We start from the raw sequence: 26,767 nt of genomic DNA on the forward strand, positions 1-26,767 counted from the left end.
ACCTGAATGAAGATAGCAATTATTGGTAGCGGCATCGCCGGCATGACCTGTGCGCATTTGCTGCACGAACAACACGACGTACAACTTTTTGAAAAGAATGACTACATCGGTGGACACACACGCACCGTAGAAGTAGAAGTGCAAGGGAAAACCTACGCCATAGATACCGGTTTTATTGTTTTCAATGACCGCACATATCCGAATTTTCGCGCGTTGATGCGCAAAATCGGAGTGCAATGGCGCGACACTGAGATGAGTTTCAGTGTGCGTGACCCAGCCACCGGCCTTGAATACAATGGTCATTCATTGAATACCTTGTTTGCCCAGCGTAGAAATCTATTGAGGCCTTCATTTTATCGTCTTCTCAACGGCATTGTGAAATTCAACAAGCAAGCGAAAGCTGCGCATGTTAAAGGGCAGGGTTCGAATCAGCAAACCTTAGGTGAGTTCCTCGCGCAGCAAAAATTATCGCAAGACGTTGCTGACATGTACTTATTGCCGATGGTCGCGGCGATTTGGTCGGCGAGTATCGATGATGCAGCGGAGTTTCCACTCGATTTCTTTTTGCGCTTTTTTGAGAACCACGGTCTGTTGAACGTCAGCGACCGACCGCAGTGGGCGACGATTATAGGTGGCTCATCAGCGTACATCGAGCCACTCATTGGTCACTTAGGCGAGCGCATCCATAGCAACTGCGACATCGCTAAGGTGCATCGCTACATGGCGAATCGTGAAAGCAATGTCACGCTTGAATTCGGCAACGGCGAGTTGCAGGATTTCGATGAGGTCATATTTGCCTGTCACAGCGATCAGGCGCTAGCGTTATTAGCCGACCCAAGCGTCGAAGAACAGCAGGTATTAGGTGCGATTCCGTATCAAGACAATGATGTTGTACTGCATACAGATATTCGTTTGTTACCACGTGCGCGGCGGGCATGGGCAAGCTGGAATTATTTATTGCATCATGGCGATGATGCGCGCACTCGACCAAGCTCGGTTACCTACGACATGAATATCTTGCAAGGCATTGATGCTCCGGAAACTTTTTGTGTTACTTTAAACAACACAGATGCGATTCAACCAGAGCGGATTTTGCGGCGATTTACTTATGCTCACCCCGTTTACAGTGTTGCTTCCATGGCAGCTCGGCAACGCCGCGCAGAAATTTGTGGGCAACAGCATACGCATTTCTGCGGTGCCTACTGGTACAACGGTTTCCATGAGGATGGCGTGCGTAGTGCGCTCGATGTAACACAACGCCTTGGAGTTAAGTGGCATGCTGAGTAGCGCCATTTTGCGTGGTCGCGTCTTTCACAAACGAACGCGACCTACGCAGCATACTTTTGATTATCCAACCGCGCAGTGGTGGTTGGCATTAGATGAGTTACCCGAAGTAGCCCAACAAAGTTGGGCTTTTTCCTATAAAGGTTTTGCACCAATTTGGTTTCGTCGCGCGGATTATTTGCGTGGCACCGAGGGCGATTTAGCCACTGCAGTGAGAGACAAAATGTCGGCACTTGCTGGTAGCAAATTAACCGGGCGTGTCTTTTTTCTCGGTAACTTACGCACCATGGGTCTCTATTTTAGCCCTATCAATTGTTATTTTTTGCTACCCGAAGGCGCAACTGAGTATAGCCACATGCTCGCCGAAGTAAGTAATACCCCGTGGAACGAACGGCATTATTATTTACTTGACCTGACACAGCCATTGAGTCACGACAAAGCCTTTCATGTATCACCATTTAATCCCATCGATATGCGCTACGAATGGCAAATAACGCCACCTTATCAACAACCTGATAATCGCAGTACGATTCACCTTGCAGCGGTGAAAGGCGAGCGACATTTTAGTGCTACATTACGATTACGTCGTGTTGAATTGAACCGCAAAAGCATTCGTAACGTATTAATTAGGTATCCGATAAATACCATCACTACCGTTGCAGCTATCTATTGGCAAGCATTGCGGTTGTGGTTGAAAAAGACACCTATTTATGACCATCCATAACAATATTAAGGAAGTTTTGGGGCAGCTATGAGTACAGAAACTGCGATGGCCACCATGGCACAAGCGAAAACTACAGAAAAATGGGCGCGTCGTGCCGTCTTACGCCTGCTACAGGAGTTGCGTGAGGGTTTTGTCACCTTGCGTGAAAATGGCGAGGTAGTCGGACATTTTGGTAATGAGTTGAGCGAATTGCGCGCTGAAATTAACGTACTGAAACCGAGTTTTTATCGCAAGTTACTATTTGGCGGTAGCATTGCTTCGGGTGAAACCTTTATCAACCAAGAGTGGGAAACCCCGGACCTGACCTCTGTGATTCAATTATTTGCGCGCAATCTTCCTGCGCTTGATGCATTCGAAGCGAAATTTAGCTGGTTATTGATGCCGTATCAAAAATTTCAGCACTGGCGTCGTCGCAATCACAAGCAACAAGCGAAAGAAAACATTTCAGCGCACTACGATTTGGGCAATGACTTGTATGAGGCATTTCTCGACCCAGCGATGCAGTATTCAAGCGCTGTCTATCCGACTGCTGATGCTGATTTGACCGCAGCGCAGCAATACAAGCTCAAACGTTTGTGTGACAGCCTTGAACTTAAGCCTACCGACCATTTGATCGAGATTGGTACCGGTTGGGGTGGATTGGCGCTATACGCGGCGCAACATTATGGTTGCCGTGTGACCACCACAACGATTTCGAAAGAACAGTTCAAACACGCGCAACAAAAGGTTGCAGACGCAGGTCTAAGTGATCGCGTGACCTTGTTGCTTGAGGATTATCGAGATCTCGAAGGTCAATACGACAAATTAATTTCGGTAGAAATGATCGAAGCGGTGGGACGACAGTTTATGCCGACTTACTTTAAGACTTGTAGCCGCTTATTGAAGCCCAATGGCAAAATGGCGCTGCAAGCTATTACTATCGCCGATCAACGGATGAAGAGCTATGCCTATTCAGTTGATTTTATCCAGCAACACGTATTTCCAGGCGGCTTTTTGCCTTCGTTGACGATGATCACCGAAATGTTTACCAAACACACCGATATGGTAGTGCGGCAAGTGCATGATATTGGTTTTGACTACGCTAAGACGCTGCGCGACTGGCGCCTCAAATTTAATGCGGCGCATCCGCAATTGCAGCAAGCCGGATACGACGATCGCTTTGGGCGGTTGTGGAATTTCTATCTGAGTTATTGCGAAGGCGGTTTCTTAGAGCGTACCTGTTCAGCGGTTCAGTTAGTCGCAACCAAGCCGGCGGCGCGCTAATGACGCTGCCGAACTGGCTCAAATCAGCCACGTTAAGACGCTTAGCTGGGTTACTCTGGTTTGACCTAGTGTGGTTCAGCACCGTAGCTGGACGTGGCGATTGGCTGCCACTGGCATTACCTATAGTCGCGGTGCAGATATTTTTAAGTAGTACGCGGCCTGGTTTCAATTGGCGTTTATATCTTGTTCTACTTGCGCTTGGACTTGGTTTGGAAGCTTTGGTGGTAAGTCTTGGCGTGCTTGATTTTACCGGTGGTTGGTTGCCGTTATGGTTAATAGTACTGTGGTTGGGGTTTGCCGCCATGGTCACCACAACGCTTGATTGGTTAGCCGGACGCTATTGGGTAGCCGCGTTAATCGGCATTGCCTCGGGTCCATTAACCTACGCTGTGGGTGCGCGCCTGGGTGCAGCAGAGATTTTAGTCAGTGAATGGTTGCTCTGGGTTACCTACGGCTTACTCTGGGGAATTTACATGGTCCTATTCGCTTGGCTTATGCAGCGTTGGGGTGGTACACAAAAGATGGAGGTAGCAAATGATTAAAGTCGCTAATGCAGTGGCTACTGCGCTTCTGCTTGGACTCAATGCCAATGCTTACGCGAGCTGTCAAGCTGATCGCGTGAGTGCGTTAGATGCTGTCGGGAAAACCCGCTTGAGTGTTTTATTTTGGGATGTTTATGATGCCGAATTATTTACTGACTCGGGCAATTATGACAGTTACCAACAGCGCGCATTGCGACTTAGCTATTTGCGCGACATCGAAGCGCAAGATTTGGTGGACACTACCCGTGAAGAGTGGGAACGCTTAGATATAGAAATAACTTCTGAGCATGAACAATGGCTGACCAAGCTCGCTGACATGTGGCCCGACGTACGTGAAGGTGATTGTCTGATGTTGTTAGAAACTTCGGACGGATACAGTGAATTCTATAATTCCGATAGCAAATTAGGTGAAATTCCATCGGCCACCTTTACCGAGGATTTTCTTGCGATTTGGCTAAGTCCTGAATCACGGTTTCGCGATGAACGCGATGAACTCATTGGAGCCTCATCATGAAAAAATTAAGCTTACTTTTAGCTGCGAGTTGTTTGTTTTTGCTCGTAGGTTGTTCAACTTCGCTTGATGCCTATAAAGACACCGAGCCACATTTAAAGTTAGAGGAATTCTTTAACGGTGAACTCGTCGCTTATGGCATGGTGCAGGATTACAGTGGCGAGGTCATTCAACGGTTCCGCGCTGATTTGATCGGCACTTGGGATGGCAATGAAGGGGTACTCGACGAGACATTTTATTATGCCGATGGCAGTGAGCAAAAGCGTATTTGGTACATTACCAAGACGGGCCCTGATCTTTATGAAGGACGCGCCAGTGATGTTGAGGGCGTTGCTGAAGGTAAGGTTGCGGGAAATGTACTTAACTGGACCTATGTCTTGAACATTGAGTTAGACGGCGAACCTTTTGCAGTGAAATTAGATGATTGGCTCTATTTAGTCGACAAAGACAATATGATTAACCGAACGCAGATGTACAAGTTTGGCATCAACGTTGGTGAAATAACCTTGTATATCGGTAAAAAATAGATAGCTCGAAATATATAATGAAAAAGCCCTGCTTAGAAGCAGGGCTTTTAATTTTCAACAAAACTTGCGTTGCGATTTAATAGCCACGTGGTAAGCGTGACAAAGTCGCATCATCTTCAAGCTTTTTACGCCATAATTCACGCGCAGTTAAACCACCTGAAGTTGATTTTTTCGCAGCGGCTTTCTTAGCAGCAGGTTTTTTAGCTGCAGGTTTATCAGCTGTTTTTGTTGCAGGTTTGGCTTCAGCTTTAGCACCGGCTAGAGCTTCGGTTTCTTCAGCAAGTTGTGCCAAGCGCATATTTTTGCCACCATCGACGCTATACCAGCCGCTGCTGGCTTCGATCGTTGGCTTTTTACCGTGAGCCTTTTGGTAAGCTGCGGTAAAATCAGCGATGACTTGGTCTTTATCAAGTTTGCTCATGGAAAAATCCTTTGCATATTGAGTAAAAGTTCTCCGTTTTTATACCGTTTTTTGCGCAGATTGTCTAATTTTCAGCGCATTAGCTACAAAAAATGAGGTTTTGTCATGAATCGTGACGAGTTAGGCCACTATTTAGCAGATCTACTAGCTGTTGATCGCTGCCAAGACTATTGTCCCAATGGTATGCAAGTTGAAGGGCGCCCATCGATCCAACACATTGTCACTGGCGTCACGGCATGCCAAGCGTTACTTGAGAGGGCGATTGAGTTAGAGGCGGACGCAGTGTTGGTGCACCACGGCTATTTTTGGAAGGGTGAACCGGCAGTGGTCACGGGAATGAAAAAACGACGCCTACAAACGCTGTTACAACATGAACTGAGTCTGTTTGCCTATCACTTGCCACTCGATATCCATCCGAGGCTCGGCAACAACGCTCAATTAGCGCGGCTAATGGATTGGCCTGAGCCTGAAGTGCTTGCTGCAGTTGAACCGCAAGGAGTGGTGATGACCTCGACGTTGATCGTGTCGATAGCGGCTGAGCAATTGGCACAGCAACTTGAACAACGCTTAGGACGCCGCCTCTTCTGCGCCGTACACGAGCAACAGCAAGTGCGCAAAATTGCGTGGTGCACAGGAGGCGGGCAAGGCTTCATCGATGCTGCTGCAGCGGCAGGATGCGATGCTTTTATCACCGGAGAGGTATCGGAACAAACCATTCACAGCGCGCGCGAGCAGGGAATTGCTTTCTATGCCGCCGGCCATCACGCAACTGAACGTTATGGTATTCACGCATTAGGCGAGCATTTAGCCGAGTGCTTCGGGATCCGTCATACCTATGTTGATATCGATAGCCCAGCATGAGTTCACCTAAAAAAGATCAGAGTTTCGCGGGGCTGACGGGTAAGTTTGCGAAAAATATCTACGCCACACCCAAAGGCAAATTACGACTTGCGGTGTTAGAGCGTGATTTAGCGCCATGGTATCAGCGGCAGGCGCCTTTGCGCGTACTCGATATCGGCGCAGGATTAGGTCAGTTTAGCGAAAATTTTGCGCTCCAGGGGCACAAGGTAACCCACACTGATATTGCTGCAGACATGGTGGCGGCCGCACAGCAGCAACACGAGGCTCGTGGTTTAGCAGCACAGTATCAATATCACACTGCGTCGTTACAAGAGTTACCAAAAATACTCGGCGAGCAGCAATACGATGTGGTGTTGTGTCATGCGGTGCTGGAGTGGCTCGCGGAGCCACAATTAGCACTGCCGATACTTAAACAATTTATGGCAAAAGATGGTTTATTGTCGCTGATGTTTTACAACCGCGATGCGAAGATTATGGCCAACATGGTGTTTGGTAACTTCGATTATGTGGCAGCAGATCTGCAGGTAAAAAAACGCGTGCGAATGAGCCCTCAGCAACCGATTGCGCCGGCCGAGATGGCAATCTGGCTGAGACGACAGCAATTGGCCGTTACCAGCAAAACAGGCGTGCGTTGTTTCCATGATTACTTACGAAAACCGGCAGATGCGCTCGAACATTTTGAGCAATTGGTCGAATTAGAGATGCGGTACAATCAAACTGAGCCCTTTGCCGCACTTGGGCGTTATCAACATTGGCAAATTCAGCATGGCAACTAGACAAGTTCTTATTTATTACAAATCCTGTAGTGCGCGTGCGCGTGCACTCGCCGATGACTACCAAAGCTTTTTTGCGGCCCAACTTGGCGTTGCCCACGTATGCCTAGTTCCGAGTGACCCCGACCGTGAACCGGATATTGCGGCGATGCGTAGCTGGTTGCAGCAAGTCGAAAATGTCAACGAAAGCGAATGTCTGGTGATTGGCGGAGATGGCAGTATCAATATTGCCGCGCAGGTGTTTGCTGAAACGCCGGTTATCATCAGTGTGATTCCTGCTGGTACAGGTAATGATTTTGCCACTGCTCTGGCAATCAAAGATCCTTTATGGCGACGTCAGGGCACGACTGAGACAAGCGCACGCAGTATTGGCAAAATAGGTGAGTATTATTTTATTAATCATGCCGGAACCGGCATCAGCGTCGCCTTGCAACGCCTGCAGAGTGATTTTACTAAACGTTGGTTGGGGCGTTCGAGTTACTTGCTAGCACTTTTACGTTATTTGTTCACGCGTCCGAGTCGACGTTGTCGCATTATAAACCATGACCTTGAGCTTGAATTCCAGGTGGTTACCGTGAATAAAGCCATCGGTGGTGGCATTGTAGTTTATCCTGAAGCGCAGCGAGAACAGCAGATTTTGGGCTATTTGGCAGTGCCTAAATTGCCACGGCTGAAACAGTTGAATGCGCTTTACTGGTTATTACGCCGGCAGCCCAAGCGCAGCGCTATTATTGTGGCAGCAGAAGCAGATTCGTTTACCATTGGCGATATTGACAATAGTATTGAACTCGACGGCGACAGTATCCCGTTAACTGGCCCAGCCGAAGCAAGAATTGTTCGCGCCGGCCTTACCGTCCGCCACCCCCAATGGTGTTGTTCACAACCAGCGAACAGCAAATAGCAAATAGCGAGGTTATCTCATCATGAAATGTGCATTTATTGGTTTAGGCGTCATGGGTTATCCCATGGCAGGACATCTTCAACAAAACGGCTTCGCAACAACCGTTTACAACCGCACCACCAGCAAAGCCGAGCAATGGGTGAAAACCTATGGTGGTAAATTTGCCGAAACGCCAAGAGAAGCCGCGATAGATGCCGATATTGTCATGGTGTGTGTGGGCAACGACGATGACGTTCGTAGCGTTTTTTATGGGGATGATGGACTGCTTAATAGTATCAGTGAAAACACTATTGTTATTGACCACACTACTGCATCAGCAGAACTGGCGCGAGAGTTAAGCGAACAAGTCCACAATCGCGTTGCCCTGTTTCTAGATGCCCCCGTTTCAGGTGGCCAACAAGGCGCAGAAAACGGTGTACTGACCGCGATGATTGGTGGTGATAAAGCAGCATTCGAAGCCGCTCAAGAAGCCTTGCAGTGTTATTGCAAAACGCGTGAATACATGGGGCAAGCCGGCTATGGTCAGTTGGCGAAAATGGTCAATCAAATTTGTATCGCAGGCGTGGTGCAGGGGCTGTCAGAAGGGTTGCAACTGGCACGTAAAGCCGGTTTAGATCCTGATGCATTGATTCGTGCTATTAGCCAAGGAGCAGCCGGCTCGTGGCAAATGCAAAATCGTTATAAAACGATGTGGCAGGGGCATTATGAACATGGCTTTGCAGTGGACTGGATGCGCAAGGATTTAAAAATTGCGCTCGCCGAAGCAGATCGCCACGGTTTGAGTATGCCGCTCACCGCCTTAGTCGATCAATTCTATGCGGAAGTACAGCAAATGGGTGGCAACCGCTGGGACACTTCAAGCCTGCTCGCCCGCCTCGAAAAATAGCGCCCACAAAAAAGCCCCGAACCCGGGGCTTTTTCTTTTCCGCTTTTCGTTTTTCCGAATAACGAATATCGAATAACGAATATCGGCTCTTTTATCGAATACCCATACGACGCAACGCAGAAGTACTGAAATCGCTACGTGAAGGCTCGATATCGAAGTTCATATACTCAGACTCTTCGTTAGCAAGACCTAGCACAATGAAACGACCAGAGTTCAAGTCATACAGCGCTTCTGCCGCCATCCAAGGAGTATCGTGATAGTAGAACTGGGTGTTATACGCTTCAGCAACACGCCATAACTCACCACGGTTGTCGTAATGGTCGATGACACTCGCAGTCCAAGTATCTTCATCAATGAACATATGACGCGTTTGATAAATGTGACGCTCACCGTCTTTCAACGTAGCTTTCACTTCCCAAACGCGGTGTTTTTCATAGCGCACCAAATCTTGATCCATGTGACCAGGATTGATGATGTCGTCATACGAGAGTTCAGGATCCATCAACTTGTAGTTGTTGTATGGAATGTACATTTCGCGTTTACCGACCAATTCCCAATTGTATTTATTCGGTGCACCGTTAAACATATCTAGACCGTCAGAAGTACGGAGGCCGTCAGAAGCTGTACCTGGACCGTCATAAGCTACGTTTGGCGCGCGACGGACACGACGTTGACCGGCATTATAAAGCCATGCACGACGGCCTTCTTTAACTTGGTTAATGGTTTCGTGTACCAGCAATACGGTGCCGGTTTGACGCGCCGGAGCCAAAACTTCTTGTAAGAAATACCACAAGATGTTGTCGTCAGCGGCTTCGCGACCACTTGCCATGTATTCAGGGAATACCAGTGACTCACGCAACAATACTGGCACGAAGTTACCGTCTTCTAATACAGGGAACTGGTTTACCAAGCGCTCGACAGCACCACCACGATAGCGGGTGATGTGGTTCCAGATGACTTCCAAGCCATTTTCAGGGATTGGGAACGGAATGTGCATCTTGAAGTTTTCAAGACCATTACCGCCGGCTACCATTTCTGCATTCAGCGCATTTTCTTTAATCAGATCGTACACTTCCTGCGGATAGGCAGCTGAACGACGCGTTGGGTAGACATGCATTTTGTACTCAGGGTACTTATCAAACATCGCAATTTGGCCCGGAGAAAGCATGCCTTTATGCTCATCGAGGTTGTCATGGGTGATGGTGAAAAGAACCTGATCATCGGCAAATGGGTCCGCCGGACGGGCTGGGATTTCACCATCAGCTGTCACACTATAACCACCGTCCCATGCAGGAATTGAACCGTCAGCGTTGCCTGCCATCTCGGCACCGACTGGCGTTAAATCTTGACCTAAGCGCGCGGCTTCTTCTGGAGTGACTTTCGCCATTACACTTGCTGAAATAACAGAAAGTGCGAAAACCCCAGCTTTAAGCATCATTTTATTCATGTTTGCTTTTCCTTGTTTGTTCTATGTACTTGGTTCAAGCTACATTAAAAACATTCTAAATTAAATGCCCAAGTCCTACTAGCGTTTAGCCCTATCTCGCGGTAAGGTATCAGCTGGTTTGACCTGTCTTAAATTATCCATAGCATGTACGGCTTAAGAAAATTTTGCAACAGTAATAAACACAATTCTAAGACACTGAAACAAGATGAGGGTTCCATGACGAGAACAAGGTTCTGTGCAACTGCAATAGCGCTGGCTTTCAGCGCAGTCGCAACAGCACAAGACGCGCCGTCTGACGGCTATGACGTCATTTACGCAGCGGCAATGCCTGCACCAGAAGCGACACGCGCAGTTCTAACAGAAATCGATAAAACCGCTGACCGCGTGATTGCTGTGGGTGATTACGGTGTCATCGTGACCCGCGCTCATGGTAGCGACGAATGGCAGCAAGCGAATGTCCCGAGTAGCGTATTTCTGACCAGTATCGACTTCGCTGATGACACCAATGGTTGGGCTGTGGGTCACCATGGTGTCATTTTGCATACCACCGACGGCGGTCATACATGGCACCGCCAACTCGATGGTTTCCAGTATATTGAATTACAAATTTCCTACTTTGAATCTCTGGTCGCGGATATTGAAGAATCGCTTGCAGATGATGAACTTGATGATGATTTGCGTTCAGAACTAGAATTTCAATTAGACGATGCTTTGTTCCGCCTAGATAATGCCACCTTCGCTAAAGAAGAAGGGCCAACTAAGCCATTTTTAGACGTGCACGTTGCAACAAACGGTACTATCTGGGTCACCGGCGCTTATGGTGCTTTGCTGCAATCGTCTGATGCAGGCAAAACTTGGCAGGTGCGTGATGCAGCTGTCGAGAATCCTGACGGCTACCACCTCAACGCGATAGTCAGTGACAACGACACTTTATTTATGGTGGGTGAGGCCGGTTTGCTATTCCGCAGCTCTGACAACGGAGTCAATTGGGATACGCTTGAATCTCCTTATTATGGCTCGTTGTTCGGCGCCCACGTTGACCAACAGCAGCGGCTGTGGGTATTTGGCTTACGCGGCAATATTTTTGTTAGCGAAGATAAGGGTGATAATTTTACCCAATTGAGCTTGAGTGATGCGGTGAACATCAACGCTGCGATCGATGCACCTAATGACGGATTGTATTTTGCCGGCAACGCGGGCGTCGTTGCCTACCTTAATGCCGCAGGTGAATTAATTGAACAGACCCATGCAAGTGGCGCTGTACTGACCGATCTTATCGTTAATGAGGATGGTAGTCTGACCTTAGTAGGTCAACGTGGTGTACTTACCATGCCAAGCAGTGTGTTAAGCGAAAAGGAATAACGACGCGATGTCTGACGTAAAAACAACAACTACAGATAAAAGCGTTTTCCTTGAGCGCTTGATTTTTAATACGCGCCCAGTGTGGCTGGTAATTTTTGCCTTGTTGACGGTCTTTTTGGCCTGGCATGCGAGTCAAGTTCGACCCGAAGCAAGTCTGGCAAAAATGATCCCGACCAATCACCCATTTATTCAGAATTATTTTGAATATCAGGATGATTTGGCAAGTCTAGGAAACGTGGTACGGATTGCCGTGGAAACCACCGACGAGACTATTTTCACTGATGACTTCCAAGAGCAATTACAAAAGATTACCGATGAAGTATTTTTCATTCCAGGGGTCGACCGTTCCGGCTTGAAAAGTTTATGGACACCCAATGTTCGCTGGAGTGAAGTAACTGAAGAGGGCTTCGTAGGTGGACCGGTGATTCCGGATAACTGGGATGCCTCGCAAGATTCGCTTGATAAATTACGAGAAAACGTTTTACGTTCAGGCGAAGTAGGTAACCTGGTCGCGAACAATTTTAAGTCGGCACTTATATATGTACCACTTAACGAAATTAATCCAGACACGGGCGAGCCACTGGATTATCAGGCTTTTTCAGAACAGCTAGAAGAGCGGATTCGCGATAAATACCAATCTGAAAATGTCAAAATCCATATTACTGGCTTTGCCAAAATCATTGGTGATTTGATCGAAGGCGCCATGCAGGTTGGCATGTTTTTCCTGATTGCTATTGTCATCACCCTGGTTATGCTTTTCGCCTACAGCCGCTGTTGGCGTAGTTCGTTTGCGGTGCTGACATGTTCAATCATCGCGGTGGTTTGGCAGCTAGGTATCATTAAATTGATTGGCAGTGGTATTAACCCCTATTCAATGTTGGTACCCTTTCTGGTATTCGCTATTGGTGTGAGCCATGGCGTACAAATCATCAATGCCATGGTCCACAACCGGGTCGATGGTCATGACAAGTTGATGTCTTCACGACTCGCATTTCGCTCACTGTACATTGCCGGATTGACCGCGCTGATTTCTGATGCGATTGGTTTCACTACCCTGATGGTGATTGACATCGCCGTTATTCAGGAGCTTGCGATCGCAGCGAGTATCGGCGTCGCCGTTGTTGTACTTACAAATCTTGGTTTACTACCTATCGTGATGTCGTACATCGGCGTTTCTGAACGGGGACGGAAATACACCGCTAAAATTCAAAACGAACGTCATCCAATTTTGGCTTTCTTTGAGCGCTTCTCAGAACCTAAGTGGGCTTACAGCGCACTCATTGTCGCGGTGATTGGACTCAGTTGGGGCCTAGTGCAAGGGCAACAGATGAAAATCGGTGACCTTGACGCCGGTGCACCTGAATTGCGTCCTGACAGCCGTTACAACTTAGATAATCAGTTTATCGTTGATAACTACAGTTCAAGTACCGATATCTTTGTCGTGATGGCGGCAACTGAGCCTTCGCAATGTATCGCTTATGATAACCTAGAAATTATGGACCGTTTCAGTTGGCACATGGAAAACACTCCAGGTGTGCAAGACGTGAAATCAGTGGTCTATGTGGCAAAAATGGGTGGCTTTGGTTTGAATGAGGGCAACCTCAAATGGTTCAGCCTCAACCGCAATCAATACGTACTTAATGCTAATACGGGCCGCACTCCGCCGGGGTTAATTAATCCTGATTGTTCAATGGCACCGATCATCGTCTATTTGAATGATCACAAAGCGGAAACGCTGAAAACTGTGGTTGCAGCAGTCGAAGCATTTAACACTGAGTATCAGCAAGAAGGCCTCGATTTATTGATGGCAAGTGGTAACTCAGGGATTGAAGCTGCTACTAACTCGGTCATCGAATCCGCGCAGTACAAAATGCTGATGTGGGTTTACGGCGTGGTTATTGTTTTGGTCTTCATCACCTTCCGTAGCCTGCGCACGGTTGCGTGTATTGTCTTACCCTTGATGCTCACGACCATCATGAGTCAGGGCTTGATGGCAATGCTGGGTATCGGCGTTAAAGTTGCGACCTTGCCAGTTATCGCGTTGGGGGTAGGTATCGGTGTTGACTACGGTATTTATATCTACGCGAAAATGAAGGAAGGTTTAGAGCGTGGTATGCACCTGAACGAATGCTATAAGTATGCGCTCGACAACACCGGTAAAGCAGTTGGTTTTACGGGTTTGACGCTCGCTATTGGGGTTGCTACCTGGATCTTCTCACCGATCAAGTTCCAAGCAGATATGGGCATTCTGCTGACCTTTATGTTCATCTGGAACATGTTAGGTGCATTGATCTTGATTCCTGCCTTAGCGCGCTTGTTCGCGCGCTTCGGTAAGCGCATTCATTAAGTACTTAGCGTGCAGCCTCGGTGTCGGCGAGAATCAAGTCGGCACCGAGATCTGCGATAACCATGGTTGGCGCATTGGTGTTACCGCTAATTACTTTCGGCATGATCGACGCGTCTACCACTCGCAAACCTCGCACACCATTCACCCGCAACCGCGCATCCACCACAGCCTCGTTGTCGTTCCCCATACGGCAAGTCGACGTAGGATGATAAATCAAGCCGCAGTGTTGCCGAATACGCGCCAATAACTCATCGTCATCAACACTCTCTCCAGGCAGCAGTTCACCGCCATTATGCTGATGCAGCGCAGGCTGATTCATGATCTCACGCACTTGTTTTACACCCGATAGGATTTTTTGTTCGTCATCACTGTTGTTGAGAAAGTCATAAACAAAACCTGGCTTGTCACGGTAGTTTGCGGACTGTAAAAACAAGCGTCCGGTAGCTTGTGGCCGCAAGATGCAGACATGACAGGCATAGCCATCGCTGAAGGCTCCGCGTAAATCATAACCACTGTCGTCAAAGCGTGTCGGGACCAAATGTAATTGTAAATCGGGCGTGTCGATATCCGCGCTACTGCGCAAGAAGCCGCCAACCTCTGCTGGTGGATGGGCCAAAGCCCCGTCACGAGCGGCTAAGTAGCGGACACTTGCTTTGCTCAAGCGCCACAGGCCACGAGGATTAAGGCTTAAACTGTCTTTTTGGGCATTGCGATAATGCACCATGACGTCGACATGTTCCTGTAAATTAGCACCCACCTCATCACGTTCGGCGATAACTTGAATATGATGCTTTTGCAATTCCTCACGAGGCCCAATACCTGATAGCAGAAGTAACTGGGCGGAGTGAAATGAACCGGCACTCAAAATGATTTCATGATTCGCAGTGAGTTCAAGCTCACGCCCACGGCGATAAGCTTTTACCGCAGTTGCTCGTTGATCCCTAAATAAAATCTTGGCCACTTGGGTATGCGTGAACACGGTTAAATTGTGCCGTTCAAGTGCGGGCTGTAAAAATGCCCGACGTACACTCCAGCGCTGGCCTTGGTGAATCGTAAATTGAAAGGCGCCGACACCGTATAGCTCGGCACCATTGAAATCTTCGTTATGGGGTATGCCTGCTTGCACACCAGCAGCGATAAATTGCTTTGAAACTTCGTAGTAGGGAGCGACATCACTTACGTGCAAAGGACCGTTAGCTCCATGAAAGTCATTGGCACCGCGCTGATTATTTTCGAGTGCACGAAAGCGTTGCAGAATAGCCTGCCAAGCCCAGTCGTCAGTGCTATGGCGCGCCCAAGCGTCATAATCAGAGGCCGCGCCACGGGTATAGATCATCGCATTGATAGCGCTGCTGCCACCAAGACCTTTACCACGTGGTGTATACATACCTTGACCGGCGCGCAAGGGGGCTAGATCTTGGCTACGTAACATCCAGTTATAGGTAGGCACATGCATCAGGCTTGCAACTGCGCCGGGCATATTGATAAGTGGCGAATTATTGTGGCCGCCGGCTTCTAACAGTGCGACCTGGTAACGACCGCAGCGACTTAGCTTTTCTGCAAGTACACACCCAGCACTGCCACCACCTACAATAATAAAATCGAATGTTTCTCGACTGATCATAGCCAACTATCCTATTCAAAGGCTCTGCGCGTAACGGTATAAGTCTTTTAGCAAGCGCTGCTTGTGCGAGTCTTCGCCTACTAAGCTTGCGGTTTGCTCGAGTTCAAATAAAAAGTCTTCTGCCGACAGTGCTTTTGGCAGTGGCTCTAACAAACGCTGTTGACAGAAAGCGCGCCAACGTTGCAGTTCCGCATCATTCAGTGTCGCCGGGTAATTGCGGGCGCGATAGCGAAACAACATTTCAGGTAAGCGCTCATCGACGAAATTCAGTTCCAACCCCGCCAATTGATCTGGCGGGGTTTGCCGAATGATCGTCATGTTGGAGCGATCTTGATCTGAGAAAAACGCGCCGCTATAGAGCTGTAATTCAGGATCTTGTGGCTCATCGCTAGCGTTTTGATAACGCAATGCCAAACACAGACGTTCACGTAACTCCGGATGCTCAACTAACCATTGTGCCCGCTGTAGCATTGGCTCCATAGCGAGTTGCCAGCGTTGTTGTACCTCTTCAGTGAGTACGGTCGCCGGTGCTAAAAAGGGGCAACGGTTCAGTGCAAGTTGTTGTGCGCCAAATAACGGCCACCCTTTGCTGTTACGCTCATCTCGTTTGGCAAAACGCCGTTGTTGCAGCTCTTCGTCACTCAGTTCCAGTAACGCTTCGGGGTCTTCGCGTAGGTTCCAATAAATCAAAGCATTTGGGTTATCTTCCGCAAAGCCGATAGGCATTATGAGGGATAGGTAGCCCTGCAAAGCGCCATAAAAACCGGCGACATGCACCAAAGGTTTAAAATTAACCAAGTCAATCATCTCGCGTAAGCGCTGTTTGTGGCGGATTGAATAGGCGTAGTCAAACAACTTTGGCTGCTGGGTTTTCAACAGGCGCGCCAACGCAATGGTGGCGTAAACATCGGCGGTTGCATCATGAGCTTGGCCGTGGTCAATGCCATTTGCTTGGGTGAGATGCTCGAGGCGCATACTGACTATTCCGGCGTCATTTTCCGGCCATACAATGCCGTCAGGGCGCAGCGCATAGCAGGCGCGCACGACATCAATTAAATCCCAGCGTGAGTTCTGTTGTTGCCAAGTATGTGCATAAGGATCGATAAAGTTTCGATAGAATAAATGGCGGGTCACCTCATCGTCGAAGGCGAGGTTGTTGTAACCGATGATCGTGGTATGTGGCTGGCTGAATTGTTCGGCGATTTTTTCAGCAAATACACATTCCTGCATACCTTGTTGCAGTGCCTGCTGCGGCGTAATCCCGGTAATCATTACAGCTTGCGGATGCGGTAAAAAGTCTGGAGTTGGCTGACTGTAAATCGTCAGTGGACGACCGATAGGATGCAATTCTAGATCAGTCCTTAAACCCGCAAATTGAGCGGGACGATCAACCTGCGGATGAGCGCCCCAGGTTTCGTAATCGTGCCAATAGAAAGTAGCTTCTGCCATGTTGTTATCTATGTTTCTTGTTCATAAAAGTTCTACTGTTCACGATATACGAATCGTCTGCGGTGGTCGAGGCTTATACTAGACCTAAAGTACGCAATCAGCGATCAATGGACTGGTCAGTTGGCGAATAGCATGGCAGGATTGAGGCATGGTTAAAAACAACAAGGAATATCACCATGTCTCGTTCTTTTACTGGTTTACTTGCCGTTCTTGCATTATGCACGAGTGGTGCGAGTTTTGCGTTTGATGATCATGCGGCTGCTGACAATCCTATTGCTATTGCTATTCATGGCGGTGCGGGAACCATTACGCGTGAGAATCTGAGTCCGGAACAAGAGCAGGCTTATCGCGCTAAGCTCAACGAAGCCATTGATGCCGGACATGCGGTCCTCGCGCAAGGTGGCACGAGTATGGATGCGGTGATTGCTGCGGTGCAAATCATGGAGGCCTCGCCGTTATTCAACGCCGGTATCGGTGCGGTCTACACCTTTGATGGTGAACATGAGCTTGATGCTTCTATTATGGACGGCAAAACACGTGAAGCAGGTGCTGTGGCTGGCGTGAAGACCGTGAAAAGTCCCATCGCGCTAGCACGTGCAGTCATGGAACAGTCGGTGCACGTAATGCTGAGCGGTACCGGTGCTGAACAATTTGCGCAAGAGCAGGGTTTAGAACAGGTCACTAATGACTATTTTAATACCGAACACCGTTACCAGCAGTTAGAACGTGCGCGTGAGCAATTAGGTGAAGCAGATAAACAAGCCTACTTAGCACTCGATCAAAAATTCAAATACGGCACCGTCGGTGCTGTTGCGGTTGATAAACACGGCAACCTTGCGGCGGCAACATCGACTGGCGGAATGACTGCCAAACGTTATGGCCGTGTCGGCGATTCCCCCATCATTGGTGCGGGCACTTGGGCGGATAATGAAAGTTGCGCCATTTCAGCTACTGGGCACGGTGAATATTTTATCCGTTATCACGTTGCTGCAGATATTTGTAGTCGCGTGAAATACCTTGGTGAATCGGTACAAGTCGCAGGTGATACTGTGATTCACGATGTCCTGCTGCCACAAGGTGGGACTGGCGGTGTCATCATTATTGATGCAGATGGTAACGTGCACATGCCGTTCAACACTGAAGGTATGTACCGTGCGAGTAAAGTTGGTGATGGACAAGCAGAAGTCGCCATTTATCGAGATTGACTATACTGATAAAAGCTTAGCTGAAACTTGAGGTAATCACTGAGGTAATCACTATGCAAGGAATGAAGATTAGCGATTTTATGAGTCGTCATCCAGTCGCTTTCACACCGAGTGAGAGCATTGAATCCGCGGTTGAACGTTTGTTGCAAACCAAGCAACGTGGTGGCCCTGTACTAGATGAACAACGTAAAGTGATAGGGTTTTTGTCCGAGCAAGATTGTCTCGCAGCGATGCTGCGAGACACCTATCACAAGGAGCAGACCGCCACGGTGAGCGATTGTATGTATCGCGGTGAGGTGTTGTGTGTGGGGGCAGATGAAGCCATTGCAGACCTTGCGCAACGCATGGACATCGGTAAACCAAAGATTTACCCCGTCATCGATATGGATACCAAACAGCTCGTTGGTGTGATCTCACGAACCGATGTGTTAGGCGCGATCGATAGTTATTTTCAAGATTCCTACCGTCGCCGTTAACAAGCTGGCGCCACACTGTTAAAATCAGCGCTTCTCAAGTTGTTAAGCAGGATTGCGCGTGCACAGCATTCAGTTCCCTCAAGACCTACCGGTCGTTCAAGCCAAACAAGAAATCCAGCAAGCGATTCGCCAACATCAGGTGGTGATCGTTGCTGGTGAAACGGGTTCTGGGAAAACGACGCAGTTACCGAAAATGCTACTAGAGCTCGGTTACGGCCGCCACACCGAAGGTACACTCATCGGTCACACCCAGCCGCGCAGACTGGCCGCTCGAAGTGTGGCGCAGCGCATTGCAGAAGAGTTGCAGACGCAACTTGGCGATAAAGTCGGGTACAAGGTGCGCTTTCAAGACCAAACAGCGCCATCCACAGCGATAAAGTTGGTCACCGATGGCATGTTGCTCGCCGAGTTACAAAACGACCCTATGTTGCGTCAATATGATGCACTTATTATTGATGAGGCACACGAACGTAGCCTCAACATCGATTTTCTCCTTGGCGTACTCGCAACGTTACTGCCCAAACGCCCTGACTTAAAACTGATCATCACTTCAGCCACTATCGAAACTGAACGTTTTGCCAAACATTTTCACAATGCCCCCATTATTGAGGTCAGTGGCCGTACCTATCCTGTCGAACTGCGTTATCGGCCGCTAGAGACCGAAGACGATAGTGGTGATACGGTGCAGGGGGTGTGCGACGCGGTACAAGAACTCTATCAAGAGGCCAGTGGAGATATCTTGATTTTCGCCTCTGGTGAACGTGAAATTCGTGACTTTGCTGAGGCTATTAGCGAATTGGACCTAGCCAATACCGAAATTCTTCCATTATTTGCGCGGTTGTCTGCGGCGGAGCAAAATCGTGTGTTTCAGGTACATGGCCAGCGCCGTATTGTGATTGCCACGAACGTTGCGGAAACTTCGCTCACCGTTCCAGGTATCCGTTATGTCATTGATCCAGGTACGGCAAGAATAAGTCGCTATAGCTATCGCACCAAAGTTCAACGGCTGCCGATTGAAAAGATTTCACAAGCAAGCGCTAATCAGCGCATGGGCCGCTGTGGTCGGGTCGCGCCGGGCATCTGTATTCGCCTCTATAGCGAAGAAGATTTTTTGCAGCGACCGGAATATACCGAGCCAGAAATACTGCGCACCAACTTGGCTGCGGTCATTTTACAAATGACTGCAGCCAAGTTAGGTGATATTCGTAAATTCCCGTTTATTGATCGCCCCGACGATCGTTTTGTCAAAGACGGTATGAATTTATTGCAGGAATTGCACGCGCTCAAAACATCCTCTGCTAGGCGTAAACGCAAAGGTGGCAACGGCCCGCAATTGACAACTCTTGGCCGTCAGCTGGCGCAGTTGCCGATCGATCCGCGCTTGGCGCGGATGGTGCTCGCTGCCAATGAGTTTGGCTGTATGCAAGAGGTGATGATCATCACCGCTGCGCTAAGTATTCAAGACCCGCGTGAACGCCCGCAGCAAGCGCAACAAAAAGCTGATGAGCTGCATCAACGATTTCATGATAAAGATTCTGATTTTGCCGCCTATTTAAAGCTGTGGGATTACCTGCAAGAACGCCAAAAAGAGCTTTCCAAATCGCAGTTCCGCAAGCAAATGAAAGCAGAATTTCTGCATTTCTTGCGGGTCCGTGAATGGCAAGATGTCTATAGTCAGCTGCGGCAAACCGTTCGCACCCTAGGCTACCGAATTAACCAGGAACCGGCATCTTACGAAGCCGTTCATCGGGCGCTATTGACTGGATTGTTGTCGCATTTAGGTAATAAACAAGAAGGGCATGAGTTTCTTGGTGCCCGTAACCGCAAATTTTATGTGTTCCCTGGCTCAGGTTTGTTTAAAAAGCCACCGAAGTGGGTCATGGCTGCGGAGTTAGTTGAAACCAGCCGACTCTTTGCGCGGGTCAATGCGCGCATCGAACCTGAATGGGTTGAGCCAGCGGCAGAGCATTTGGTGAAGCGTAACTATTTCGATCCGCACTTCAGCAAAAAGTCAGGCTCGGTGTTAGCGGATGAACAAGTGACTTTGTATGGCTTGATTGTGGTTCCACGCCGTCGAGTACAGTATGGTCCAGTTGATGCTGTGGTGGCACGTGAAATTTTTATCCGCGAAGCTTTGGTTGGCGCGCAATTAAAACGCCAGTTGCCCTTTATCAAGCACAATACTGCATTAATCACGGCAATTCGTGATTTAGAAGACAAAGCGCGGCGACGTGACTTGTTGATAGATGACGAAGCACTGTATCAAGCCTACGACCAACATATTCCGGCGGGCATTTATAACGAGCAGTTATTGGCCGGTTGGTGGCATAAAGCCCGACAAACACACCCCAAGCTGTTGATGTTTGAGCGCGATGATTTGATGGCCCAAGAAGCTGACCATATCACTGCGCTGGATTACCCCGATATTTGGCAACAAGGTAATCTGCGTTTACCGCTGAGCTACCACTTTGAGCCTAATGACCCGCAAGATGGGGTGGCGGTGCACATACCGCTTACTTTGGTGAACCAGGTCAGCGCAGAAGGCTTTGAGTGGCAAGTACCGGCGCTGCGAGAGCCACTTGTGGTGGCGTGGATTAAGTCGCTACCAAAAAGCTGGCGGCGTCACTTTGTGCCGGCACCCAATTATGCGCAGGCGTTTCTGCAAGCACTTACAGCGACTGAAGTAGGGACGAAGCCCTTGCTTGTGATGCTTACTGAGAAATTGAAGAAAATGTCAGGTGTCACGGTTCCCACCGAAGCCTGGGATGTTACGCAGCTACCTAACCATTTGCGTATGCGTTTTGTGATTGAAGACGAGCACGGTAAGCCAATTGCGGATGGGCGCGACCTTGAGCAGCTACAACAACAGTTGCAGGGACGTGTGCAGCACGCACTTCGACAAGCGGTGGCGCAAGAACCAGAGCAAAAAAGTGCGACTGACTGGCAATTTGGCCGGTTACCTGAAATTCGTGAACGCAAGCAGCGTGGTTATGCCGTGAAAGCCTATCCAGCTTTGGAGGTGAGCGATGACGGCGTTAAAGAAACTTTGTTTGATCAACCGGAACAAGCCGCGAAGGCACATCATCAGGCGCTGTGTAAACTGCTTCAGTTACAGTTGCCATCACCGGTGCGTTATCTGCAACAGCATTTGTCCAACAAAGCCAAGTTAGCGATGTATTACAATCCGTGGGGTAAAGTCGATGCGCTGATTGAAGATTGTATTCATGCTGCACTTGATGAGTTCATCCGTAAGCAAGAGGTGCGTGACGAGGCAAGCTTCCGTGCGTTAGTTGAGCATGCGCGTGGCGAATTAAACGAACGGGTGACCGCAATCGCGCAGCAAGTTGAACCCTGTTTGGTGCGAACCCAAGCAATACGGAAAAAGTTGAAAGGTAAAAACGTCCCGCTCGATCAAATTCAAGCGCATGCAGATATCAAAGAGCAGTTAGATGCGTTGGTGTTTCCGGGCTTTGTAAGTGTCAGTGGCAGTGGCCGTCTAGCTGATATCGAGCGTTATCTGCAGGCCATTGATCGACGTCTTGAGAAGCTGCCAGTTGATCCTAATCGCGATCGCTTGCATGTGATCACCTTGCAAAAGTTACAAGGAGCCTATCAAGAGTTGCTGGCGAAATGGCCAAAGCATTTGCCGTTAACGGCAGAAGTGGTGGAGATTCGTTGGATGTTGGAAGAGTTGCGGGTCAGTTTCTTTGCACAAACATTAGGAACCCGCTATCCCATCTCTGAGAAGCGGGTCCAACAAGCATTAAGCAGCGTAAAGACCTAAATTTTCACGCGCATAGGCTTCAAATTCAGTACAACCGCCGATGTGTTTTTCATCGATGAAGATTTGCGGCACGGTTTGTACTGGCGCACCGACCGTCTTTTCGAGGTCGGCTTTGGTAATACCTTCTGCGTGCATGTCGATGTAGCGATATTCAAAGTCATCGCGGTCATTGCTGAGCTTCTCGGCAATTTGTTCTGCGCGCACACAGAATGGACAGCCAGGGCGGCCAAAAATTACTGTAAACATAGTGACTCCCACATTTGGATTTTTGATTTCAAACTTGGTCGTTATTTTGCCTGAAAATGCGACGCGGCGCTAATGATCTACATCTATAGCGATAATCGATAATAACGATTAGTGGTCGATCTCTAAATCGGAGGCGGGGATACAGCAGCAGGCTAAGCACTCTCCTGGTCGGACGATGGCTAGTGGTTCATTGATGTAATCGATGTCGCCACTCTTGATTTGCGTACGACAAGCACCGCAAAAGCCGTCGCGACAATGGTAACGGGTTTCGATGCCAGCTGCTTCCATTGCCTCAAGCAACGAGCCTTTAGATGGATCAACGGTCAGCGTGTGCTGACCGTTGACGATTACTTTGAACGTTTTGCTCATGTCGCTTACAGCTCAAAGTCTCCTAAATCGGAAGCACTTACCGCACTATCGATTTGGCCGACCAAATAAGAACTGATTTCAGCTTCTTGCGGCGCCACTTGCACGTTGTCAGAGACCAAGTATTTGTTCATCCATGGCAGTGGGTTACTACGTTGTTTGAAGGGGGCGTCAAAGCCAATCGCTTCCATTCGCATGTTGGCAATGTACTCAACATATTGGCATAAGATTTCTTCATTCAAACCGATCATAGAGCCATGACGGAAGAGATAGTGTGCCCATTCCTTTTCTTGCTCGACCGCTTTCATGAAAATGGCAAGTGCTTCTTCGCGTAGTTCTTCCGCAATTTCCTTCATTTCTGGATCGTCTTTGCCGTATTGCCAGAGATTCAAAATGTTTTGCGTAGAGACTAAGTGCAAGTTCTCATCACGAGCAATCAAGCGAATGATCTTAGAGTTACCCTCCATAAGATCTCGCTCAGCGAAGGCAAAGGTACATGCGAAACTCACGTAGAAACGAATCGCTTCCAACGCGTTGACTGAGTTAATACAGAGGAAGAGTTTCTTCTTCAACTCACGCATGGTGACTGTATGGGTCTCACCATCAATTTCAACGTCACCTTCGCCATGGGTTTGCCATAACTGGGTGTAGAAGATTAGGTCGTCGTAATATTGTGAAATATCAATTGCACGCTTTTGGATCTCTTCATTGATGACGATATCTTCGAAAACTTGGCTCGGATCGGTAAACAAATTACGCAAAATGTGCGTGTACGAGCGCGAGTGAATGGTTTCGAAGAATGACCAAGTCTCAATCCAGGTTTCTAATTCCGGAATTGAAACGATCGGGAGCAGGGCAATATTCGGACTACGGCCCTGCACCGAGTCAAGCAATGTCTGATACTTCAAATTCGAAATAAAAATATGCTTTTCACTATCGGTCAGATTCTGAAAGTCAACGCGGTCTCGGCTTACATCAACTTCCTCTGGGCGCCAGAAGAAGCTGATCTGTTTCTCGATGAGCTTCTCAAACACATTGTGTTTTTGCTGATCGTAACGCGCCACGTTGACCGAATTGCCGAAGAACATAGGTTCGTGCAACGGATTAATCTGATTCTTGTTAAAGGTTGAATAACTCATAGCTTTCGTGCCTTTAGTTTAGATTTTACACGCACCACCGGCGCAATCGTCGTCATCTTCTGTGATTGCTACAGTTGCCTGCTGATTTTCTTGTTCACGTTGTTTGGCGTCAACTTTGTCGCGTAAATCGACTTGGTTGTCAGAAGCGCCATCGCGCGTGTTGTGGTAATACAATGTTTTTACACCCAGCTTGTATGCATAGAGCAGGTCTTGGAGCAACTGCTTCATCGGCACTTTGCCGGCTTCAAATTTGCTTGGGTCGTAGTTGGTGTTGGCAGAAATTGTCTGGTCCACGAACTTCTGCATGATTCCTACCAGTTCTAAGTAGCCTTTGTTGTTTGGAATCGTCCACAACAACTCGTAAGCATCTTTGAGGTTTTCGTAGTCAGGAACGACCTGTTTCGTTACGCCGTCCTTCGATGCTTTTATACTGATATGACCGCGCGGTGGTTCAATACCATTGGTCGCATTCGATATCTGTGACGATGTTTCCGAAGGCATCAACGCCGACAAGGTTGAGTTGCGCATGCCGTATTCTTTGATGTCGGCACGCAATTGATCCCAATCGAGGTGCAACGGCTCATTGCAGACGGCATCCAAATCCTTTTTATAGGTGTCGGTCGGCATGACGCCTTGTGAGTACGTGGTTTCATTAAATTTCGGGCACGCACCCAGTTCACGAGCGAGCTGCATCGATGCTTTCATCAGGTAATACTGAATGGCTTCGAAGGTGCGGTGCACCAGACCATTTGCTGAACCGTCAGAATAACGCACACCGTTTTTCGCAAGGTAATACGCGAAGTTGATAACACCAATCCCCAACGTACGACGGCCCATGGTGGCGTTGCGTGCGGCCGGTACAGGGTATTCTTGGTAGTCTAATAAGCTATCTAGCGCGCGCACGGCGAGATCTGCCATTTCTTCTAAATCTTCAAGCTTGTCAATCGCGCCAAGGTTAAAGGCGGATAGTGTACAGAGTGCAATTTCACCTTCTTCGTCGTTGACGTGTGCAAGTGGCTTGGTTGGCAGCGCAATTTCAAGGCACAAGTTACTTTGACGGATCGGTGCGACCTTGGCATCAAACGGGCTGTGGGTGTTACAGTGGTCCACGTTTTGGAGGTAAATCCGGCCAGTGCTTGCACGTTCTTGCATAAACAGACTGAATAGTTCGATTGCTTTGATACGTTTTTTACGAATTGAGTCGTCGTTTTCATACTGCACATACAACCGCTCAAACTCTGCTTGATCCGCAAAGAAAGCGTCGTAGAGACCTGGTACGTCTGACGGACTAAACAACGTTATAAAGTCATCTTTGACCAAACGCTGATACATCAAGCGATTAAACTGCACACCGTAATCAAGGTGACGGACACGGTTCTCTTCAACACCGCGGTTGTTCTTCAGTACCAGTAGGCTTTCAACTTCAAGGTGCCAAAGCGGGTAGAACAGAGTCGCCGCGCCGCCGCGCACACCACCTTGTGAACAGCTTTTGACTGCTGTTTGGAAATATTTGTAGAACGGAATACAGCCGGTGTGGAAAGCTTCACCGCCGCGAATTGGGCTACCCAGAGCACGGATGCGACCTGCGTTGATACCAATACCTGCGCGTTGTGATACATATTTAACAATGGCACTTGCTGTGGCGTTGATAGAGTCAAGACTATCGCCAGCTTCGATCAAAACACATGAACTAAACTGCCGAGTAGGGGTACGCACGCCTGACATGATCGGTGTTGGCAATGAGATCTTGAACAATGAGGTCGCATCGTAAAAACGCTTCACGTAGTCCATGCGTGTTTCACGTGGATAGTTGCCAAACAAACACGCAGCAACCAACACGTACAAGAACTGTGCACTTTCGAAGATCTCGCCGGTAACACGGTTTTGCACCAAGTATTTACCTTCAAGCTGTTTCACTGCTGCGTACGAGAAGTTTAAATCACGACCGTGATCGATGAAGCTATTCATCTCTTCGAATTCTTCCGCCGTGTAATCATCGAGTAGATGCTTGTCGTAACGGCCTGCTGCAACCATGCTTTTCACTTGGTCATAAAGGTGAGGCGGCTCAAATTGACCATAAGCAAGTTTACGCAGATGGAAGATAGCGAGACGCGCAGCCAAATATTGGTAATCTGGTGCGTCTTCTGAGATGAGATCCGCCGCAGCTTTGATGATAGTTTCGTGGATATCTTCCGTCTTGATGCCGTCGTAGAACTGAATTCGTGAGCGAATTTCAACTTCCGAGACGGAAACGTTATCCAAACCTTCTGAAGCCCAGCTTATTACACGATGGATTTTATCGAGATCGAGCGGTTCACGTTCACCACTACGTTTCGTTACGAAGAGCTTTTGATTCATGCGGCGCACCCATCCATTTGTCGTTTTGTTTTTTATATGGCACCACAAGATATGGGTGTTGATAGGGTTTTCTGCGCGAAAACTACACAATATCTTGGGTTGGTAAGATTGTTTGTATGCTAGCACTTATCGTACGTTGATCAAGCGCGAAGAGATGAAAACTTTGTGGCAGTTGAACGACTCATGAGGGTCGACAAAGCTAAAAGCCTTGTCCCACTAGCGACTTAGAAAAAGCAAGCGGTACAAATTTTTTTTTAAATAATATTTTGCT

General features: G+C 48.4%; 23 protein-coding genes. 15 read left to right on the forward strand and 8 right to left on the reverse strand.

Annotated elements, in window-relative coordinates; translation table 11 throughout:
* Nucleotides 1-6: 6 nt before the first annotated feature.
* Genes ACJ8W9_RS02435 through ACJ8W9_RS02460 form a run of 6 tightly spaced genes read left to right on the forward strand, consistent with a single transcriptional unit; the run spans nt 7 to nt 4,851 of the window.
* Entirely contained in the window at nt 7-1,287 is a 1,281-nt protein-coding gene (locus ACJ8W9_RS02435; RefSeq protein ID WP_411360239.1) for an NAD(P)/FAD-dependent oxidoreductase, read from the forward strand.
* Nucleotides 1,277-2,008: a DUF1365 domain-containing protein gene (locus tag ACJ8W9_RS02440; RefSeq protein ID WP_411360241.1), complete on the forward strand. Its 732-nt coding sequence runs from the start codon at nt 1,277-1,279 to the stop codon at nt 2,006-2,008. Before ACJ8W9_RS02435 ends, ACJ8W9_RS02440 begins: the two co-directional genes overlap by 11 nt.
* Before the next feature lie 27 nt (nt 2,009-2,035).
* On the forward strand, nt 2,036-3,271 hold the full coding sequence (locus ACJ8W9_RS02445; RefSeq protein WP_411360243.1) for a class I SAM-dependent methyltransferase: 1,236 nt from the start codon (nt 2,036-2,038) through the stop codon (nt 3,269-3,271).
* Nucleotides 3,271-3,813: a DUF2878 domain-containing protein gene (locus ACJ8W9_RS02450; RefSeq protein ID WP_411360245.1), complete on the forward strand. Its 543-nt coding sequence runs from the start codon at nt 3,271-3,273 to the stop codon at nt 3,811-3,813. Before ACJ8W9_RS02445 ends, ACJ8W9_RS02450 begins: the two co-directional genes overlap by 1 nt.
* On the forward strand, nt 3,806-4,327 hold the full coding sequence (locus ACJ8W9_RS02455) for a chalcone isomerase family protein (protein WP_411360247.1): 522 nt from the start codon (nt 3,806-3,808) through the stop codon (nt 4,325-4,327). The genes ACJ8W9_RS02450 and ACJ8W9_RS02455 overlap by 8 nt, the downstream gene beginning before the upstream one ends.
* Nucleotides 4,324-4,851 carry a DUF3833 domain-containing protein gene (locus ACJ8W9_RS02460; protein ID WP_411360249.1) on the forward strand — a complete coding sequence of 176 codons (528 nt, stop codon included), beginning with the start codon at nt 4,324-4,326 and terminating at the stop codon, nt 4,849-4,851. Before ACJ8W9_RS02455 ends, ACJ8W9_RS02460 begins: the two co-directional genes overlap by 4 nt.
* 76 nt (nt 4,852-4,927) lie before the next feature.
* On the opposite strand, the gene ACJ8W9_RS02465 is transcribed toward ACJ8W9_RS02460, so the two are convergent.
* Nucleotides 4,928-5,272 carry a hypothetical protein gene (locus ACJ8W9_RS02465; RefSeq protein WP_411360251.1) on the reverse strand — a complete coding sequence of 115 codons (345 nt, stop codon included), beginning with the start codon at nt 5,270-5,272 and terminating at the stop codon, nt 4,928-4,930.
* A gap of 105 nt (nt 5,273-5,377) precedes the next feature.
* Here ACJ8W9_RS02465 and ACJ8W9_RS02470 point away from each other — a divergent pair, with 105 nt between their 5' ends.
* The 4 genes from ACJ8W9_RS02470 to ACJ8W9_RS02485 are packed head-to-tail and all read left to right on the forward strand — an operon-like array spanning nt 5,378 to nt 8,693.
* Entirely contained in the window at nt 5,378-6,133 is a 756-nt protein-coding gene (locus ACJ8W9_RS02470) for a Nif3-like dinuclear metal center hexameric protein (protein ID WP_411360253.1), read from the forward strand.
* A complete protein-coding gene (locus ACJ8W9_RS02475; protein ID WP_411360255.1) occupies nt 6,130-6,909 on the forward strand; it encodes a methyltransferase domain-containing protein in 780 nt (259 codons plus the stop codon). Before ACJ8W9_RS02470 ends, ACJ8W9_RS02475 begins: the two co-directional genes overlap by 4 nt.
* Complete coding sequence (locus tag ACJ8W9_RS02480; protein WP_411360257.1) at nt 6,899-7,807, forward strand: diacylglycerol/lipid kinase family protein; 909 nt, start codon at nt 6,899-6,901, stop codon at nt 7,805-7,807. Before ACJ8W9_RS02475 ends, ACJ8W9_RS02480 begins: the two co-directional genes overlap by 11 nt.
* A 19-nt stretch (nt 7,808-7,826) precedes the next feature.
* Complete coding sequence (locus ACJ8W9_RS02485; protein ID WP_411360934.1) at nt 7,827-8,693, forward strand: NAD(P)-dependent oxidoreductase; 867 nt, start codon at nt 7,827-7,829, stop codon at nt 8,691-8,693.
* Nucleotides 8,694-8,784: 91 nt separating this feature from the next.
* On the opposite strand, the gene ACJ8W9_RS02490 is transcribed toward ACJ8W9_RS02485, so the two are convergent.
* A complete protein-coding gene (locus ACJ8W9_RS02490) occupies nt 8,785-10,140 on the reverse strand; it encodes a DUF1329 domain-containing protein (protein WP_411360259.1) in 1,356 nt (451 codons plus the stop codon).
* Nucleotides 10,141-10,356: 216 nt separating this feature from the next.
* Between ACJ8W9_RS02490 and ACJ8W9_RS02495 the strand changes: the two genes are divergently transcribed.
* Together ACJ8W9_RS02495 and ACJ8W9_RS02500 are read left to right on the forward strand one after the other, a co-directional pair.
* Nucleotides 10,357-11,502, forward strand: a complete 1,146-nt coding sequence (locus ACJ8W9_RS02495; RefSeq protein WP_411358330.1) for a WD40/YVTN/BNR-like repeat-containing protein — start codon at nt 10,357-10,359, stop codon at nt 11,500-11,502.
* 7 nt (nt 11,503-11,509) lie between these two features.
* The gene (locus tag ACJ8W9_RS02500) at nt 11,510-13,849 is read left to right on the forward strand and encodes an efflux RND transporter permease subunit (RefSeq protein ID WP_411358331.1); all 2,340 of its coding nucleotides are present in this window, start codon (nt 11,510-11,512) and stop codon (nt 13,847-13,849) included.
* 4 nt (nt 13,850-13,853) lie between these two features.
* Here the strand turns inward: ACJ8W9_RS02500 and ACJ8W9_RS02505 are convergent, their stop codons facing one another.
* Both ACJ8W9_RS02505 and sbcB read right to left on the reverse strand, forming a co-directional pair.
* Complete coding sequence (locus tag ACJ8W9_RS02505) at nt 13,854-15,473, reverse strand: GMC family oxidoreductase (RefSeq protein ID WP_411358332.1); 1,620 nt, start codon at nt 15,471-15,473, stop codon at nt 13,854-13,856.
* A gap of 15 nt (nt 15,474-15,488) precedes the next feature.
* Entirely contained in the window at nt 15,489-16,922 is a 1,434-nt protein-coding gene (gene sbcB, locus ACJ8W9_RS02510; RefSeq protein WP_411358333.1) for an exodeoxyribonuclease I, read from the reverse strand.
* A 176-nt stretch (nt 16,923-17,098) separates the two neighbouring features.
* Between sbcB and ACJ8W9_RS02515 the strand changes: the two genes are divergently transcribed.
* From ACJ8W9_RS02515 to hrpA, 3 genes are read left to right on the forward strand one after another with little or no spacing between them, the layout of a single operon-like run.
* Entirely contained in the window at nt 17,099-18,127 is a 1,029-nt protein-coding gene (locus ACJ8W9_RS02515) for an isoaspartyl peptidase/L-asparaginase family protein (protein WP_411358334.1), read from the forward strand.
* Nucleotides 18,128-18,180: 53 nt separating this feature from the next.
* On the forward strand, nt 18,181-18,603 hold the full coding sequence (locus tag ACJ8W9_RS02520) for a CBS domain-containing protein (RefSeq protein WP_411358335.1): 423 nt from the start codon (nt 18,181-18,183) through the stop codon (nt 18,601-18,603).
* Between the two features lie 58 nt (nt 18,604-18,661).
* The gene (gene hrpA, locus ACJ8W9_RS02525; protein ID WP_411358336.1) at nt 18,662-22,387 is read left to right on the forward strand and encodes an ATP-dependent RNA helicase HrpA; all 3,726 of its coding nucleotides are present in this window, start codon (nt 18,662-18,664) and stop codon (nt 22,385-22,387) included.
* On the opposite strand, the gene ACJ8W9_RS02530 is transcribed toward hrpA, so the two are convergent.
* The 4 genes from ACJ8W9_RS02530 to nrdA all read right to left on the reverse strand — a co-directional run bounded on the left by ACJ8W9_RS02530 (nt 22,367) and on the right by nrdA (nt 26,496).
* The gene (locus ACJ8W9_RS02530) at nt 22,367-22,633 is read right to left on the reverse strand and encodes a GrxA family glutaredoxin (RefSeq protein ID WP_411358337.1); all 267 of its coding nucleotides are present in this window, start codon (nt 22,631-22,633) and stop codon (nt 22,367-22,369) included. The genes hrpA and ACJ8W9_RS02530 overlap by 21 nt on opposite strands.
* Before the next feature lie 108 nt (nt 22,634-22,741).
* Nucleotides 22,742-23,002, reverse strand: a complete 261-nt coding sequence (gene yfaE / locus ACJ8W9_RS02535) for a class I ribonucleotide reductase maintenance protein YfaE (RefSeq protein WP_411358338.1) — start codon at nt 23,000-23,002, stop codon at nt 22,742-22,744.
* Nucleotides 23,003-23,007: 5 nt separating this feature from the next.
* Nucleotides 23,008-24,138 (reverse strand): class Ia ribonucleoside-diphosphate reductase subunit beta, encoded by a 1,131-nt coding sequence (nrdB, locus tag ACJ8W9_RS02540; protein WP_034729642.1) that lies wholly within the window; start codon nt 24,136-24,138, stop codon nt 23,008-23,010.
* An 18-nt stretch (nt 24,139-24,156) separates the two neighbouring features.
* Nucleotides 24,157-26,496, reverse strand: coding sequence for a class 1a ribonucleoside-diphosphate reductase subunit alpha (nrdA, locus tag ACJ8W9_RS02545; protein ID WP_411358339.1), 2,340 nt, complete (start codon nt 26,494-26,496; stop codon nt 24,157-24,159).
* Between the last annotated feature and the right edge of the window lie 271 nt (nt 26,497-26,767).

The organism is Pseudidiomarina salilacus, from assembly GCF_047323925.1.
Taxonomy (GTDB): Bacteria; Pseudomonadota; Gammaproteobacteria; order Enterobacterales; family Alteromonadaceae; genus Pseudidiomarina; species Pseudidiomarina salilacus.

Bases quoted from the DNA above. Each gene is read 5' to 3' on its own strand.
- ACJ8W9_RS02435 (WP_411360239.1), top strand. From the start codon at position 7: ATGAAGATAGCAATTATTGGTAGCGGCATCGCCGGCATGACCTGTGCG.
- ACJ8W9_RS02440 (WP_411360241.1), top strand. From the start codon at position 1,277: ATGCTGAGTAGCGCCATTTTGCGTGGTCGCGTCTTTCACAAACGAACG.
- ACJ8W9_RS02445 (WP_411360243.1), top strand. From the start codon at position 2,036: ATGAGTACAGAAACTGCGATGGCCACCATGGCACAAGCGAAAACTACA.
- ACJ8W9_RS02450 (WP_411360245.1), top strand. From the start codon at position 3,271: ATGACGCTGCCGAACTGGCTCAAATCAGCCACGTTAAGACGCTTAGCT.
- ACJ8W9_RS02455 (WP_411360247.1), top strand. From the start codon at position 3,806: ATGATTAAAGTCGCTAATGCAGTGGCTACTGCGCTTCTGCTTGGACTC.
- ACJ8W9_RS02460 (WP_411360249.1), top strand. From the start codon at position 4,324: ATGAAAAAATTAAGCTTACTTTTAGCTGCGAGTTGTTTGTTTTTGCTC.
- ACJ8W9_RS02465 (WP_411360251.1), bottom strand. From the start codon at position 5,272: ATGAGCAAACTTGATAAAGACCAAGTCATCGCTGATTTTACCGCAGCT.
- ACJ8W9_RS02470 (WP_411360253.1), top strand. From the start codon at position 5,378: ATGAATCGTGACGAGTTAGGCCACTATTTAGCAGATCTACTAGCTGTT.
- ACJ8W9_RS02475 (WP_411360255.1), top strand. From the start codon at position 6,130: ATGAGTTCACCTAAAAAAGATCAGAGTTTCGCGGGGCTGACGGGTAAG.
- ACJ8W9_RS02480 (WP_411360257.1), top strand. From the start codon at position 6,899: ATGGCAACTAGACAAGTTCTTATTTATTACAAATCCTGTAGTGCGCGT.
- ACJ8W9_RS02490 (WP_411360259.1), bottom strand. From the start codon at position 10,140: ATGAATAAAATGATGCTTAAAGCTGGGGTTTTCGCACTTTCTGTTATT.
- ACJ8W9_RS02495 (WP_411358330.1), top strand. From the start codon at position 10,357: ATGACGAGAACAAGGTTCTGTGCAACTGCAATAGCGCTGGCTTTCAGC.
- ACJ8W9_RS02500 (WP_411358331.1), top strand. From the start codon at position 11,510: ATGTCTGACGTAAAAACAACAACTACAGATAAAAGCGTTTTCCTTGAG.
- ACJ8W9_RS02505 (WP_411358332.1), bottom strand. From the start codon at position 15,473: ATGATCAGTCGAGAAACATTCGATTTTATTATTGTAGGTGGTGGCAGT.
- sbcB (WP_411358333.1), bottom strand. From the start codon at position 16,922: ATGGCAGAAGCTACTTTCTATTGGCACGATTACGAAACCTGGGGCGCT.
- ACJ8W9_RS02515 (WP_411358334.1), top strand. From the start codon at position 17,099: ATGTCTCGTTCTTTTACTGGTTTACTTGCCGTTCTTGCATTATGCACG.
- ACJ8W9_RS02520 (WP_411358335.1), top strand. From the start codon at position 18,181: ATGCAAGGAATGAAGATTAGCGATTTTATGAGTCGTCATCCAGTCGCT.
- ACJ8W9_RS02530 (WP_411358337.1), bottom strand. From the start codon at position 22,633: ATGTTTACAGTAATTTTTGGCCGCCCTGGCTGTCCATTCTGTGTGCGC.
- yfaE (WP_411358338.1), bottom strand. From the start codon at position 23,002: ATGAGCAAAACGTTCAAAGTAATCGTCAACGGTCAGCACACGCTGACC.
- nrdB (WP_034729642.1), bottom strand. From the start codon at position 24,138: ATGAGTTATTCAACCTTTAACAAGAATCAGATTAATCCGTTGCACGAA.
- nrdA (WP_411358339.1), bottom strand. From the start codon at position 26,496: ATGAATCAAAAGCTCTTCGTAACGAAACGTAGTGGTGAACGTGAACCG.